Origin of the sequence: Massilia sp. NP310 (assembly GCF_019443485.1) — a bacterium.
GTDB classification, from domain to species: Bacteria; Pseudomonadota; Gammaproteobacteria; order Burkholderiales; family Burkholderiaceae_D; genus Telluria; species Telluria timonae.
In genome coordinates this window covers 5061520-5075150 of record NZ_CP080379.1, presented here as the reverse complement: position 1 = coordinate 5075150, position 13631 = coordinate 5061520, and the positions used below count along the sequence as shown (strand labels likewise).

At 64.5% G+C, this 13631-nt stretch carries 14 protein-coding genes and 1 pseudogene; 3 read left to right on the top strand and 12 right to left on the bottom strand.

Annotated features, from left to right (window positions below):
• Positions 1-37: 37 nt before the first annotated feature.
• On the top strand, positions 38-808 hold the full coding sequence (locus KY496_RS22380) for an exodeoxyribonuclease III (RefSeq protein WP_005667810.1): 771 nt from the start codon (positions 38-40) through the stop codon (positions 806-808).
• Between the two features lies 1 nt (position 809).
• Here the strand turns inward: KY496_RS22380 and KY496_RS22375 are convergent, their stop codons facing one another.
• The 8 genes from KY496_RS22375 to gshB form a co-directional block, all read right to left on the bottom strand.
• On the bottom strand, positions 810-1748 hold the full coding sequence (locus KY496_RS22375) for a pseudouridine synthase (RefSeq protein ID WP_219862505.1): 939 nt from the start codon (positions 1746-1748) through the stop codon (positions 810-812).
• Positions 1749-1755: 7 nt separating this feature from the next.
• Positions 1756-2640 carry a M48 family metallopeptidase gene (locus KY496_RS22370; RefSeq protein WP_184240465.1) on the bottom strand — a complete coding sequence of 295 codons (885 nt, stop codon included), beginning with the start codon at positions 2638-2640 and terminating at the stop codon, positions 1756-1758.
• A gap of 138 nt (positions 2641-2778) precedes the next feature.
• Positions 2779-3396 (bottom strand): methionine biosynthesis protein MetW, encoded by a 618-nt coding sequence (gene metW / locus KY496_RS22365; RefSeq protein ID WP_005667805.1) that lies wholly within the window; start codon positions 3394-3396, stop codon positions 2779-2781.
• On the bottom strand, positions 3393-4529 hold the full coding sequence (locus KY496_RS22360) for a homoserine O-acetyltransferase (RefSeq protein WP_219862503.1): 1137 nt from the start codon (positions 4527-4529) through the stop codon (positions 3393-3395). The genes metW and KY496_RS22360 overlap by 4 nt, the downstream gene beginning before the upstream one ends.
• Positions 4530-4602: 73 nt before the next feature.
• Positions 4603-6372 (bottom strand): phosphoenolpyruvate--protein phosphotransferase, encoded by a 1770-nt coding sequence (ptsP, locus tag KY496_RS22355; RefSeq protein WP_005667802.1) that lies wholly within the window; start codon positions 6370-6372, stop codon positions 4603-4605.
• Between the two features lie 38 nt (positions 6373-6410).
• Positions 6411-6680: an HPr family phosphocarrier protein gene (locus tag KY496_RS22350; protein WP_005667800.1), complete on the bottom strand. Its 270-nt coding sequence runs from the start codon at positions 6678-6680 to the stop codon at positions 6411-6413.
• Positions 6681-6749: 69 nt separating this feature from the next.
• Positions 6750-7151, bottom strand: a complete 402-nt coding sequence (locus KY496_RS22345; RefSeq protein ID WP_219862502.1) for a PTS sugar transporter subunit IIA — start codon at positions 7149-7151, stop codon at positions 6750-6752.
• 4 nt (positions 7152-7155) lie between these two features.
• Complete coding sequence (gene gshB, locus KY496_RS22340) at positions 7156-8100, bottom strand: glutathione synthase (RefSeq protein WP_219862500.1); 945 nt, start codon at positions 8098-8100, stop codon at positions 7156-7158.
• A 170-nt stretch (positions 8101-8270) separates the two neighbouring features.
• Between gshB and KY496_RS22335 the strand changes: the two genes are divergently transcribed.
• Positions 8271-8984, top strand: coding sequence for a class I SAM-dependent methyltransferase (locus KY496_RS22335; RefSeq protein WP_219862498.1), 714 nt, complete (start codon positions 8271-8273; stop codon positions 8982-8984).
• 61 nt (positions 8985-9045) lie between these two features.
• Here KY496_RS22335 and gshA read toward each other — a convergent pair whose 3' ends face one another.
• From gshA to KY496_RS22315, 4 genes are all read right to left on the bottom strand, one after another.
• Positions 9046-10347, bottom strand: a complete 1302-nt coding sequence (gshA, locus tag KY496_RS22330) for a glutamate--cysteine ligase (RefSeq protein WP_071360471.1) — start codon at positions 10345-10347, stop codon at positions 9046-9048.
• Between the two features lie 144 nt (positions 10348-10491).
• Entirely contained in the window at positions 10492-11892 is a 1401-nt protein-coding gene (gene amt, locus KY496_RS22325; protein ID WP_229520338.1) for an ammonium transporter, read from the bottom strand.
• Between the two features lie 14 nt (positions 11893-11906).
• The gene (gene glnK / locus KY496_RS22320) at positions 11907-12245 is read right to left on the bottom strand and encodes a P-II family nitrogen regulator (protein ID WP_005667790.1); all 339 of its coding nucleotides are present in this window, start codon (positions 12243-12245) and stop codon (positions 11907-11909) included.
• Positions 12246-12264: 19 nt separating this feature from the next.
• Positions 12265-12999 carry a TorF family putative porin gene (locus KY496_RS22315; RefSeq protein WP_071360473.1) on the bottom strand — a complete coding sequence of 245 codons (735 nt, stop codon included), beginning with the start codon at positions 12997-12999 and terminating at the stop codon, positions 12265-12267.
• Between the two features lie 251 nt (positions 13000-13250).
• Between KY496_RS22315 and KY496_RS27195 the strand changes: the two are divergent.
• Positions 13251-13478: pseudogene (locus KY496_RS27195) on the top strand (accessory factor UbiK family protein); the annotation flags it as partial.
• Positions 13479-13631 lie beyond the last annotated feature (153 nt).

Below are 13631 nucleotides of genomic sequence, written 5' to 3'. Positions count from 1 at the left end.
TTAAACCCGCTGATCCATTACCAGTCTTATCATCACCATGCCACGAATTATTTCCGCGAACCTGAACGGCATCCGTTCCGCCCACAAGAAGGGCTTCTTCGAATGGCTCGCCACGCAGGATGCCGACTATATCTGCGTCCAGGAGCTCAAGGCCCAGGAAGCCGACATGACCGAGGATTTCCTGCGCCCGCACGGCTACCATGGCCACTTCCACTACGCCGAGAAGAAGGGCTATTCGGGCACCGGCGTCTACAGCCGCACCGCCCCGGACAAGCACCGCATCGGCTTCGGCTGCGTCGAGTTCGACGCCGAGGGCCGCTACACGCGCTGCGACTTCGGCGACCTGACCGTGATCTCGCTGTATGCGCCGTCGGGCTCCTCGTCGCCCGAGCGCCAGCTGGCCAAGTTCCGCTTCATGGAAGTGTTCCTGCCGCACCTGCAGGAGCTGCAGGCCGAGGGCCGCGAAATCGTGATCTGCGGCGACTGGAACATCGCGCATAAAGAGATCGACCTCAAGAACTGGAAGGGCAACCTCAAGAATTCGGGCTTCCTGCCCGAGGAGCGCGCCTGGATGACGCGCATCTTCGACGAACTGGGCCTGGTCGACGTGCACCGCGGCCTGGACCCGCGTCCCGAGCAGTACACCTGGTGGAGCAACCGCGGGCAGGCCTATGCCAAGAACGTGGGCTGGCGCATCGACTACCATGTCGCCACCCCGGGCCTCGCCAAGTGCGCCAAGGCCGTCTCGGTCTACAAGGACGTCAAGTTCTCCGACCACGCTCCCTTGATCATCGATTACGAGCGCTGATTCAGGGCCAATCCAGGCTGAAATCGCTGCAGAAGCTGCGCGGCTGGCCGCTCAAGGGATCGTCGAAGGCGATCGAGCGCGCCAGCAGCTGCAGCGGCGACCTGAAATCGTCGCCCTTGCACGGCAGCGCGACCGGATAGAAGGCGTCGTTCACGATCGGCGCGCCGAGGCGCGACAGGTGCAGCCGCAGCTGGTGCTTGCGGCCCGTGTGCGGATGCAGGCGATAACGCGCCAGGTTTCCTCGCCGCTCGATCAGCTCGATCAGCGTCTCCGAATTCGGCTCGCCCTCCACCTCTTCGCTCACAAAAAACTGCTCCGCATCCTGCATGCGGCTGCGGTAGGTGAAGGGGAATTCTCGTCCCGCCATCATCGGCGCCAGCGCCTCATAGGTCTTCTTCACCACCCGCTTCTGGAACATCGATTGGTACGCCCCGCGCGATTCAAGATTGTGCGAGAAGATCACCACGCCCGCCGTCTCGCGGTCGAGCCGGTGGATCGGCACCAGGTGCGGCAGGTCGTGGGCGCGCTTCAGGCGCACCAGCAGCGTCTCTTTCAGGAAGCGTCCGGTCGGGATGGTCGGCAGGAAGTGCGGCTTGTCGGCCACCAGGATGTGCTGGTCCCGGAACAGCACTTTTTCGTGGAACGGGATCGGCGTCTCGGCCTGTTCCAGCTCGCGGTAATACCAGATGCGCATGCCCTGGCGCACGTGGCTGTCGGGGCCCAGGGCAGCGCCTTTCGCATCGACGATCTCGCCACGGTTCAGGCGCGCGGCCCAAGCCTCGCGGCTCACGTCCGGATACCGCTCGGTGAGAAAACGCAGCATGCCACCGGCGCGGGTCTCGGTCAGCCACAGGTAGCTGGGCGAGACGCCGTCGCGGATCGGCAGCGGCACATGGGCATTGGCTTCGGCCTGCCGGCCCTTGACGACTACACGGCCCATCGAACCATCATTTGAGGGCGGTGCTCTGGTAGGCCGGCAGCTTGGACACGCTCGTGTTCTTGGCGCGCGCGTACAGCGGCAGCAGCACGTTCATGTGCGCTTCCATGTCCTTGATGCGGGTTTCGCCGCCCGGGTGGGTCGAGAAGATCTCGAGCGGCGCGCTCTGGTTCAGCGCCGCCATCTTGCGCCACAGCGCGATGCCGGCGCGCGGGTCGTAGCCGGCGCGCGACGAGATATCCAGGCCCACCAGGTCGGCCTCGCGCTCTTCGTCGCGCGAGAATTTCAGTACCAGGAACTGGCCGGCATAGTTGGCGGCGGTGCCGGTCAGGTTGGGGTCGACGCCGAAGATCCCCGACAGCAGCGCGCCGCCGACGCGGGCGCCGAGCGCGGTGACATTGGTCTTGGCCAGGCGCTCGCGCCCGTGTTCGCGCAGCGCGTGCGCGATCTCGTGGCCCATCACGGCCGCCACTTCGTCGTCGGTCAGGTTCAGCTGATTGATGATGCCGGTATAGAAGCCGATGCGGCCGCCCGGCATGCAGAAGGCGTTCACCTGGTCGGACTTGAACAGGTTGACCTGCCATTCCCACTTGCTCGCGGCCGGATTCCAGCGCGTGGTCTGCGGGATGATGCGCTGGGCGATCACGCGCAGGCGCTTGAGCTGGGGGTCGCCTTCCGGCGCCAGCACGCCCTTCTGCTTGGCCTCGCCCACCATTTCGGTGTACTGCTGGCGCGCGGCCTCGTTGACCTGTTCTTCCGGCGCCAGCACGCGCATGCGCGACAGCGGCTTGACCGCGATGCCGTCCTGGACCACCTGGCTGTTGTCCTGGGCAAGGCCCAGGCTGGTGGCGCTCATCAGGGTGAGGCAAAGGGCAAGGCGTTTCAGTTTTATCATCTCGTCACCGACAGGCTGTTGTTAGCAGCGCTATCCTCTCAGAAATTATTCAAAACGGGCAACACGCCCGCGCAGGATTGGCGAGGATCATCGCGTATCCGCCGCGTTCGCTCAAGCCGCCAACGCACATAAGACGTATCAAGTTGCTGGCGTTATTTTCTTGCGCAGACGAAACACTGCCAGGCTGCCGCGCAGGTTGGGCAGGAATTTGACGACCTCGCCGTCGGCCAGCGCCACGCACTCCAGCACTTCGAGGCCGCACGACACCGCCAGTTCCTGGAAATCGTAGATCGTTGCATAGCGCACGTTGGGCGTGTCATACCATTTATAGGGCAGCGAGCGCGACATCGGCATGCGGCCCTTGAGCAGCGCCAGGCGGTGCGGCCAGTGGGCGAAGTTGGGAAACGAGACGATGGCTTCGGTCCCCACCCGCACGATGTCGCGCAGCAGCGCCTCGACGTGCTGCATCATCTGCAGCGAGTTCAGGCACAGCACGGTGTCGAAGGTATTGTCGCCGAACAGGCCCAATCCCTTCTCCATGTCGTGCTGGATCACGTTGATGCCGCGCGCGGTGCTTTCCAACACCTTGTCGTCGGCGATCTCGATGCCGTAGCCGCTGCAGCGCTTGCCGGACTCCAGGTAGCGCAGCATGGCGCCGTCGCCGCAGCCGACGTCCAGCACGTGGGCGCCCTCGCCCACCCAGTGCGCGATGAAGGCCAGGTCGGGCCGCAGCGTGTTCAGGTCGTTGAAATTCATGCGACCTCCAGCGCAATGCGGTTGACATAGGCGCGCACCACGTTCATGTAGCGCGCGTCTTCGAGCAGGAAGGCGTCGTGACCGTGCGGCGCGTCGATCTCGGCATAGCTGACGCGGCGCCGGTTCGAAATCAGGGCCTCGACGATCTCGCGGCTGCGCTCGGGCGAGAAGCGCCAGTCGGTGGTGAACGAGGCGACCAGGAACTGGGCTTTCGTGCCGGCCAGCGCCTTCGTCAGGTCGCCGCCATGCTCGCGCGCCGGGTCGAAGTAGTCGAGCGCCTTGGTGATCAACAAATAGGTGTTGGCGTCGAAGTATTCCGAAAACTTGTCGCCCTGGTAGCGCAGATAGGATTCGATCTCGAAGTCGATGCCGAAGTCGAAGTTGTAGTCATTGGTTTCGGCCGCGTTGCGCAGCTTGCGCCCGAATTTTTCCGCCATGTCGTCGTTTGACAAATACGTGATGTGGCCGATCATGCGCGCCACCTTGAGGCCGTTCTTCGGCACCACGCCATGCTCGTAGAAGTCGCCGCCGCGGTAGTCCGGGTCGGTCAGGATGGCCTGGCGCGCGACGTCGTTGAAGGCGATGTTCTGGGCCGACAGCTTGGGCGTCGAGGCGATCACAATGCAGTGGCGCAGGCGTTCGGGGAACATGATGCTCCACGACAGGGCCTGCATGCCGCCCAGCGAGCCGCCCATCACGGCGGCGAATTGTTCGATGCCGAGGCGATCGGCCAGGCGCGCCTGGGCCGCCACCCAGTCTTCCACCGTCACCAGCGGGAAGGCGGCGCCATACGGCTTGCCGGTGGCGGGATTGACGTGCATCGGGCCGGTCGAGCCGAAGCAGGATCCGAGGTTGTTGATGCCGATGACGAAGAAGCGGTCGGTGTCGACCGGCTTGCCCGGTCCGACCATATTGTCCCACCAGCCGGCGCTTTTCGGCGTGGAGTAGTGGCCGGCCACGTGGTGCGAGGCGTTCAGCGCGTGGCAGATCAGCACCGCGTTCGACTTGTCGGCGTTGAGCGTGCCATAGGTTTCATACATCAGCGTGTAGTCGCCGAGCTGGGCGCCGCTTTGCAACAGCAAGGGCTCGGCGAAATGCATCGCCTGCGGTGTGACTATTCCAAGAGATCCCATGGAGGTATTCAAAAGTGTTGGGTGGTGCGATGGTGGTGCTCGCGACGGCCGGGGCCTGGCCGTCGCCACAACGTCAGAGGGCTTGCAGCTGCTCGACCGCGCTGGCGATCTCGCCCGGCTCGATCGCGCGCAGGATGCGCCGGGTACGGGTGGTGACCGCGCCCAGGTCGGTGTTCAAGATTTCTTGTTTCACCGCCAGCAGCTGCGCCGGATGCATCGAGAATTCGCGCAAGCCCATGCCCAGCAACAGGCGGGTGAGCTTGACGTCGCCGGCCATCTCGCCGCATACCGCCACGTCCAGACCGGCCTTGTGGCCGGTGGCGATGGTCGAGGCGATCAGCTGCAATACGGCCGGGTGCAGCGGATTATACAGGTGCGCCACCTCGTAATCGACCCGGTCGATCGCCAGCAGATACTGGATGAGGTCATTGGTGCCGATCGACAGGAAATCCATGCGCCGCACGAACAGCGGCAGCGCCAGCGCCGCGGCCGGGATCTCGATCATGGCGCCGACCTCGATGCCCTCGTCGAATTTGATGTTTTCAAGACGCAGCTCGGCCTTGGCCTGTTCGATCATGTTCAGGGTCTGGTCGATCTCGAAGGCATGCGCCAGCATCGGGATCAGGATCCTCACCTTGCCGAAGGCGGACGCCCTCAGGATGGCCCGCAGCTGGGTCAGGAACATCTGCGGCTCGGCCAGGCAGTAGCGGATCGCGCGCAGGCCCAGCGCCGGATTGAGCGCGGTCTGATCGGTCTGGTCGAGCGGCTTGTCGGCGCCGACGTCGAGCGTGCGGATCGTCACCGGGCGGCCCTTCATCGCCAGCACCGCCTTGCGGTACTGCTCGAACTGTTCGTCCTCGCCCGGAATCTGCAGGCCCTGCGGGCCGCGGCCCATGAACAGGAATTCGGAGCGGAACAGGCCGACGCCGTTGGCGCCCGCCTCGAGCGCGGCCGGGCAATCGTCGGGCAGCTCGATATTGGCCAGCAGCGTGATGGCGGTGCCGTCCTGGGTGACGGCCGGGGTCTTCTTGAGCTTGAGCAGGCGTTTGCGCGCCTTGGCCAGCGCCGTCTGGCGCTCGCGGTACTGCTCCAGCACCAGCTGGCTCGGATTGCAGATCACCACGCCGGCGTCGCCGTCGACGATCACCCAGTCATCCTGCTCGACCAGGCGCGAGGCCTGGTCCATGCCCACCACGGCCGGGATGTCGAGGCTGCGCGCGACGATCGCGGTGTGCGAGTTCTGGCCGCCGACGTCGGTGACGAAGCCGATGAAGGTGCGCGGTCCGCCATCGCGGTCGCGGAAGGCCAGCATGTCGGCCGGCGAAATGTCGTGGGCGACCACGATCATCTGCGGCGGCGGCTGGTCGTCGTCGATCACGATCGGCGGCACGTTCAGCGCGGTGCCGGTCAAGACCTTCAGTACCCGCTCGGCCACCTGCTGGATGTCGTGCTTGCGCTCGCGCAGGTATTCGTCCTCGATCTCGTCGAACTGGGCCGACAGGTCGTCGATCTGGGTCACCAGCGCCCATTCGGCGTTGTAGTGGCGCGCGCGGATGATATCGAGCGGCGCTTCCGACACCATCGGATCGGACAGGATCAGGGCGTGGACGTCGATGAAGGCGCCCAGCTCGGTGGGGGCGTCCTTGGGCAGGTCGGTCCACAGTTCCTGCAGGTTGCGGTGCACGGCGGCGATCGCGTCCTGCAGGCGGCGCACTTCGTTTTCCACCTGGTCGTCGGCGACCAGGTAGTGCTTGACGTCGAGCGCGGCCGGGGTGAGCAGGTGGGCGCGGCCGATCGCGATCCCGCGCGAGACCGGTATGCCATGGAGAAGGAAGGAGGCCATGCTGACGTCTCCTGAACGAGATGCCGCTTCACGCGGCATTACTCGCCTTCGCCGAACTTGTCGTTGACCAGGGCGGACAGGGCCGCGACCGCGGCTTCCTCGTCCTTGCCGTCGGCTTCCAGGGTCACCTTGGCGCCCTTGCCGGCGGCCAGCATCATGACGCCCATGATCGACTTGGCGTTGATGCGGCGTCCGTTGCGGGTGAGCCAGACGTCGCTCTGGTACTTGGCGGCCAGCTGCGTGAATTTGGCGGATGCGCGGGCATGCAGGCCCAGCTTGTTGATGATCTCGAGTTCTTGTTGAATCATATTCGCTTTATCGTTGTACTTGTCGAATCGCGCCCCCCGGCGCCTGCACCGCTACCGCTACGGCAATCCCTACCCCACCCGAATCCGGTTATCCACCCGCACCGCGCCGTTCTGGGCGCCCGCCAGCGCCATCTCGACCACGACGTCGAGCGTGTCGCGCCGATACGTGATCGCCCGCAGCAGCATCGGCAGGCTGATGCCGGCGATGACTTCCACGTGGCCGGCGTCGGCCAGCGAGTTGCAGCAATTGGACGGCGTGCCGCCCTTGACGTCGGTGATCACCAGCACACCGTCGCCTTCGTCGAGGCGCGCGATCGCCTCCTTGGCGAGGCCGTTGACCTCGCGTATGTCCTGGTCGGCGGCCACGTCGATCGCCTCGAAGCGCTCGGTCGGGCCGCGGAACACGTGCGCCACCGCCGCGATGAATGCCTGGCCCAGCGGCGCGTGGGTCAGGAGCAGGATGCCTACCATGATGTTATTCGTTCACCTTTTGTTCGACCGCGTCGATGAACATCGCGGCCACGTCGAATCCGGCCTGGTCATGAATCTCCTGGAAACAGGTCGGGCTGGTCACATTGACTTCGGTGAGGAAGTCGCCGATCACGTCTAATCCTACCAGCAACAGGCCGCGCTCGGCCAGCACCGGGCCCAGGGCCTCGGCGATCTCGCGCTCGCGCGGGCTGATCGGCTGGGCCACGCCCAGGCCGCCGGCGGCCAGGTTGCCGCGCACTTCGCCGCCTTGCGGGATGCGCGCCAGCACGAACGGCACCGGCTTGCCGCCGATGACCAGCACGCGCTTGTCGCCCTTCTCGATGGCCGGAATGAACTTCTGGGCCATGATGGTGTTGCGGCCGTTGTCGGTGAGGGTCTCGATGATCGACCCCAGGTTCAGGCCATCGCTCTTGACGCGGAAGATGCCGGCGCCGCCCATGCCGTCGAGCGGCTTGAAGATGACGTCGCCGTGTTTCGCGTGGAAGGCGCGCAGGCGCGCCGCATCCGAGGTGACGATGGTCGGCGAGGTGTGTTCGCTGAACTGGCCGATGGCCAGCTTCTCGTTGTGGTCGCGGATCGCGCGCGGGCTGTTGATCACGCGCGCGCCCTGGCGCTCGGCCAGTTCCAGCAGATAGGTGCCGTACACGTATTCCATGTCGAACGGCGGATCCTTGCGCTCGATGATGGCGTCGAATTCGGACAACTTGACGTCGGCGGCGGGGTCAAGGCGGTACCACTCGTCGGCGTCGCCGGTGAGATGGATCTGCGCCACGCGCGCGCTGACGACGCCTTCTTCGAGCACCATGTCGCGCTGCTCGAAATGGTAGATGGCATGGCCGCGCCGCGCCGCCTCGCGCATCATGGCGAAGGTCGAATCCTTGTAGATCTTGAATCCGGACAGAGGGTCGGCGAGAAAGGCGATTTTCATGGGGCGTCCATTCGAAGTAATGCCTGATTTTAGCCCGAATCGTGGAAACTCGCGGACCAGGCCCTCATCCGCCGACAGCTGGAAATGCACTGCAGCAATTTGTCAGGTATCACGCGACGCGACTGAGACAGCTCAATCGTGTCAATACGATCGCGCGAGAACATGAGGGCATGGATACCCAACCAAGCCAACAGGCCGAGCAGGAGCGCATCGAAGATGTCTACCGCAACTGGCATGGCGGCGCCGCGCTGGCGCGCTACGCCTGGCACCGGCCCGAGATCCTGCAGCAGGTGGCGGCGCGTTCGCGCGGTTTTGCCGACCTGCTCTCCAACACGGTTGGCTCCGATTTATCGAGCGTGCAAGTGCTGGACGTCGGCTGCGGCACTGGCGGTTTCCTGCGCCAGATGATCGACTGGGGCGCCACGCCGGCCAAGCTCACCGGCACCGAGCTGCAAAAAGACCGGCTCGACCATGCGCGGCGCTGCACCGCCCACGGCGTACGCTGGCACCTGGGCGCGCTCGACGCGCTGCCGCCGGCCAGCTACGACCTCGTCACGGCGCAAACGGTGCTTTCCTCGGTGCTCGATCCCGTCCTGCGGCGCGAACTGGCCGCCCAGATGTGGCGCACGCTGCGCCCGGGGGGCTGGTGCCTCGTGTTCGATTTCCGCTACGACAACCCACGCAACCGCAACGTGCGCAAGGTCACCCGCGCCGAGCTGCAAGCGTGGTGGCCGGGCACAGAGCAGCGCTACCGCAGCCTGGTGCTGGCGCCGCCGATCCACCGGCTGCTGGCGGTGGCGCCCTACATGGTGTCCGAGTTGCTGACGGCGCTGGCGCCGGTGCTGCGCTCGCATTTCATGTACGTGGTGCGCAAGGAAGAATGAAGATCAGCCGGGGAGCCCGTCAGTCAAGAACGGGCGGCAGCGGCCGCCCTCCCCGCTACCGTCAATAGACTTCCGGATTCGGATCCGTGCGTTCCATTTCCAGCGACGCCGCCAGCATGCCCAGTCGCGCCACCACGCCATACACATAGAAGCGGTTCGGCGCCGCCGTGCCCGGCTTGGCCTTCAGGTCCGGCACCGCATGCTGCTGGGCGAAGGCCAGCGGCACGTATTGCGAGCCCGGCGAGTTCAGGTTCTGGTCGATGCCGCGCTCGGCGTGCACGCGATAGAAGCCGCCCACCACGTAGCGGTCGATCATGTACACCACCGGCTCGGCCACGGCGTCGTCGATCGATTCGAAGGTGGGCACGCCTTCCTGGATGATCAGGTCGGTCACTGCCACGCCATCCTTGATCACCGACATGCGCGCGCGCTGGGCCGGGGTCAGGTCGCGCACTTCGCTCGCATCCTTGATGGTCATCACGCCCATGCCGTAGGTGCCGGCGTCGGGCTTCAGGATCACGAAGGGCTTGCGCTCCTTCATGCCGTATTCCTTGTATTTCTTCTTGATCTTCGAGAACAGCGCCGAGACGTTGTCGGCCAGGGCCTCGGTGCCGACGTTCTCGCGCAGGTCGACTTCGCCGCACTTGCTGTGCAGCGGATTGACCAGCCACGGATCGATGTCGATCAGCTTGCCGAACTTCTTGGCCACCTCGTCGAACGCCTTCAGGTGGTTGCTCTTGCGGCGCAGCGCCCAGCCGGCATGCAGCGGCGGCAGCAGCGACTGCTCGTGCACGTTCTCGAGGATGGCCGGAATGCCGCCCGACAGATCGTTGTTGAGCAGGATGGTGCAGGGATCGAAATCGGCCAGGCCGACGCGGCGGCCGTTGGGCGAACGCACCAGCGGCTCGACCACCAGCATATTGCCGTCAGGCAGGGCCAACGGGGTCGGTTCGGTGACGTCCGGCGAGAACGAGCCCAGGCGCACGTGCAGCCCGGTCTGGCGGAAGATCTGCATCAGGCGCGCCACGTTCTGCAGGTACATCGGATTGCGCGTATGCGTCTCGGGCACCAGGATCAGGTTGCGTGCGTCCGGGCAATACTTGTCGATCGCGGCCATGGCGGCCTGCACCGTCAGCGGCAGCATTTCGGTCGGCAGGTTGTTGAAGCCGCCCGGGAACAGGTTGGTGTCGACCGGCGCCAGCTTGTACCCGGCGTTACGCAGGTCGACCGAGCAATAGAACGGCGGCGTATGCTCCTGCCACTCGAGCCGGAACCAGCGCTCGATGGCGGGGGTGGCTTCGAGGATTTTCTTTTCCAGGTCCAGCAGAGGACCGGTCTGGGCTGTGGCGAGGTGCGGAACCATGTAGAGGACGTCCTTGTTATGCGCTTCTTGTTGTTTACTTAATCGGGTATCTCATATGGGGGTGCCTGGCCCTTTTTAAAGAGGTGTTGCCAAGAACGCAAAAAAGGCGCCCGCAGGCGCCTTTCTGACCGATATCCGGGGATATCAGTAACGGTACGCCGATTCGCCGTGGCTGGTGATGTCCAGGCCCTCGCGCTCTTCGTCTTCAGGCACGCGCAGGCCGATCACGATGTCGACCAGCTTGAAGGCGATGAAGGCGACGATGGCCGACCAGACGATGGTCACGACCACGCCGTGCGCCTGCACCAGCACCTGGCTGCCGATCGAATAGCTGGTGTTCATGGCATTGGTCGTGTAATCCCACACGCCCTGGCCGCCCAGCGACGGCGCCGCGAACACGCCGGTCAGCAGCGCGCCCAGGATGCCGCCCACGCCGTGCACGCCGAACACGTCGAGCGAATCGTCGGCGCGCAGCATGCGCTTCAGGCCGGTCACGCCCCACAGGCAGATGATACCAGCCAGCAGGCCCATGACCAAGGCGCCCATCGGCCCCACGAAACCGGCGCCCGGGGTGATCGCCACCAGGCCCGAGATGGCGCCCGAGGCGGCGCCCAGCATCGATGGCTTGCGCTTGAAGATCCACTCGCCGGCCGCCCACGAGACGGTGGCGGCGGCGGTCGCCAGCAGGGTGTTGATGAAGGCCAGCGCCGCGATGTCGCCCGCTTCGAGCGCCGAACCGGCGTTGAAGCCGAACCAGCCGACCCACAGCAGCGAAGCGCCGACCATCGTCATCGGCAGCGAGTGCGGGGCCATCGATTCCTTGCCGTAGCCGACGCGCTTGCCGATCACGTAGGCGCCGACCAGGCCGGCGACCGCGGAATTGATGTGCACCACGGTGCCGCCCGCGAAGTCGAGCGCGCCCTGCTGCCACAGGTAGCCGGCGCCGGCGGTGACGGTGGCCAGCGAGGCGGCGTCGGTAATCGCGTCAGGGCCGGCCCAGAACCAGACCATGTGCGCCATCGGCAGGTAGGCGAACGTGAACCAGATCACCACGAAGGCCAGCACCGCCGCGAAGCGCGCGCGCTCGGCGAAGGAACCGACGATCAGCGCGCAGGTGATGGCGGCGAAGGTGCCCTGGAAGGCGACGAAGATGAACTCGGGGATCATCACCTCCTTGGTGAAGGTGGCGCCCATCGAGAACGTGCCGGCGACCGGGTCCCAGATGCCTTGCAGGAAGGCACGGTCGAAGCCGCCGATGAAGGCGTTGTTGCCGGTGAAGGCCAGCGAGTAGCCGTACAGGCACCACAGCACGATGATCAGCGAAAACACCATCATGACCTGCATCAGGACCGACAACATGTTCTTGGCGCGTACCATGCCGCCGTAGAACAGCGCCAGGCCCGGGATCACCATCATGATCACCAGCAGCGTGGCGACGAACATCCAGGCGGTATCCCCCTTGTTGATGGACGGCGCCGCCATGGCCGGGAGGGCCAGGCCCAGGCCCAGCATGGCGGTCAGGATTTTTGTCGTTATATGCTTCATGAACACTTTCCTTCTTACAGTGCGTCGTTGCCGGTCTCGCCGGTGCGGATACGGATGACCTGATTCAGGTCGGCCACGAAGATCTTGCCGTCACCGATCTTGCCGGTGCGGGCGGCGCCCTGGATCGCGTCGATCACCTGGTCGACGACGGCATCGTCGACGGCAGCTTCGATCTTGATCTTGGGCAGGAAGTCGACGACGTACTCGGCGCCACGGTACAGCTCGGTGTGACCCTTCTGGCGACCGAAACCCTTCACTTCGGTCACCGTCATGCCTTGTACGTTGATTTCCGACAGCGCTTCACGCACCTCGTCGAGCTTGAAGGGCTTGATGATGGCGGTAATCATTTTCATGGTATTGCCTCTTTTGCTATCAAAAAGTTTTTGACACGGACAGCACGGCGGCTGACTTGCCCAGGTTCTTGCCTTCCGGACTCAGGTAGGCATCGGTATTCGCCTTGTGCCAGGCCAGGGCCACGGTGGCGACCCCGAAGTCCTTCGTCACGCCGACCTTGTAGTCGGTGTACGACGCCGGGCTGTTGTTCTTCACGCGCTGGCGGCCAACGTGCAGGTTCAACAGGAAGCCGTTGCCGACGTCGATGTCGGCGCCCACGTCCAGGTAACCGCTGCGCTTGCTGTCGGCGGTGCCGAACAGATTGGTCGTCGAGTGCGAATACTTGATATATGCGGGCCCGAAGCCGAGCTTGCCGTAAATTTCAAACGTATTTGCGTTCGGATCCAGGCTGTTATCCGGATACCAGTAATACAGGCCGCCGACGTCGTAGCTGACCTCGTCGGTCAACTGGCCACGCTTGCCGGCATACACATCCCATTCAATATTGCCGTCGCCACCCAGGTCTTTCGTCCACTTGATGGTGGAGAGCCAGGTGCCTACGTAAAAGCCGGTTGGGCTGTGCACGTAGTCGACGCCGCCGGACAGCGCGGGGTCGGAATCGGTTTGCGACAGGCCGCGGTAACGGTAGTCGCTGGTGAGGGCCACGTTGTAGCTCACCTGATGTTCGGCGGGTTGTTCCTGTGCCATGGCCGGGACGCTGGTGAAAGCCAGAATCGCCAGACTGATTGCGTTGATTTTTGCATTGCACTTCATGACAAACCCCCTTTGACAGTTACTGCGTTCGGAATCCTTTTTTCATGCGTTATTCCTCTTTCATTTAGCAGGATGTGTGCCAGCTCATAAAAGCGCGCAAAATGGCCTTGTTTTTTTGGTAAACACGCCCCACATACGATTTGCTTCAATACAACCGAGCGCGAGCGGCGTCCGCCGTGTTGCGTGACGCACCAAATCAGGCTCGTTTGCACCGACTTGGTGCATACAACCCGGCAGAAAGGGATAGGGACATGAACAACAGCAACTTCTTCAGCGACTTGCAGGGCAAGATCAACCAGGCACTCGAAAGTGGTCCGGCCAAGGACATCGAGCGCAACGTCAAGGCCGCGATGACCTCGGGCTTCGCCAAGCTCGACCTGGTAACGCGCGAGGAATTCGACATCCAGGCCCAGGTGCTGGCCAAGACCCGCGCCAAGCTCGAAGCGCTCGAGCTGCGCGTGATCGAGCTCGAAGCCCGCCTCGCTTCCGGCGCCTCCACCTCGGCATCGTCCACGTCGACCACCCCGCCGCCAGGCGCGGCGCCGTCGGCCACCGCGCCATTCCCTGCCCAGCCCGAAGATCCGACCATCGTGCTGCCGCCGCATCTCGACAAATCGGGCGACACGCCGATC

Coding starts and splice junctions, on each gene's coding strand:
- KY496_RS22380 (WP_005667810.1), top strand. CDS start 38: ATGCCACGAATTATTTCCGCGAACCTGAACGGCATCCGTTCCGCCCAC.
- KY496_RS22375 (WP_219862505.1), bottom strand. CDS start 1,748: ATGGGCCGTGTAGTCGTCAAGGGCCGGCAGGCCGAAGCCAATGCCCAT.
- KY496_RS22370 (WP_184240465.1), bottom strand. CDS start 2,640: ATGATAAAACTGAAACGCCTTGCCCTTTGCCTCACCCTGATGAGCGCC.
- metW (WP_005667805.1), bottom strand. CDS start 3,396: ATGAATTTCAACGACCTGAACACGCTGCGGCCCGACCTGGCCTTCATC.
- KY496_RS22360 (WP_219862503.1), bottom strand. CDS start 4,529: ATGGGATCTCTTGGAATAGTCACACCGCAGGCGATGCATTTCGCCGAG.
- ptsP (WP_005667802.1), bottom strand. CDS start 6,372: ATGGCCTCCTTCCTTCTCCATGGCATACCGGTCTCGCGCGGGATCGCG.
- KY496_RS22350 (WP_005667800.1), bottom strand. CDS start 6,680: ATGATTCAACAAGAACTCGAGATCATCAACAAGCTGGGCCTGCATGCC.
- KY496_RS22345 (WP_219862502.1), bottom strand. CDS start 7,151: ATGGTAGGCATCCTGCTCCTGACCCACGCGCCGCTGGGCCAGGCATTC.
- gshB (WP_219862500.1), bottom strand. CDS start 8,100: ATGAAAATCGCCTTTCTCGCCGACCCTCTGTCCGGATTCAAGATCTAC.
- KY496_RS22335 (WP_219862498.1), top strand. CDS start 8,271: ATGGATACCCAACCAAGCCAACAGGCCGAGCAGGAGCGCATCGAAGAT.
- gshA (WP_071360471.1), bottom strand. CDS start 10,347: ATGGTTCCGCACCTCGCCACAGCCCAGACCGGTCCTCTGCTGGACCTG.
- amt (WP_229520338.1), bottom strand. CDS start 11,892: ATGAAGCATATAACGACAAAAATCCTGACCGCCATGCTGGGCCTGGGC.
- glnK (WP_005667790.1), bottom strand. CDS start 12,245: ATGAAAATGATTACCGCCATCATCAAGCCCTTCAAGCTCGACGAGGTG.
- KY496_RS22315 (WP_071360473.1), bottom strand. CDS start 12,999: ATGAAGTGCAATGCAAAAATCAACGCAATCAGTCTGGCGATTCTGGCT.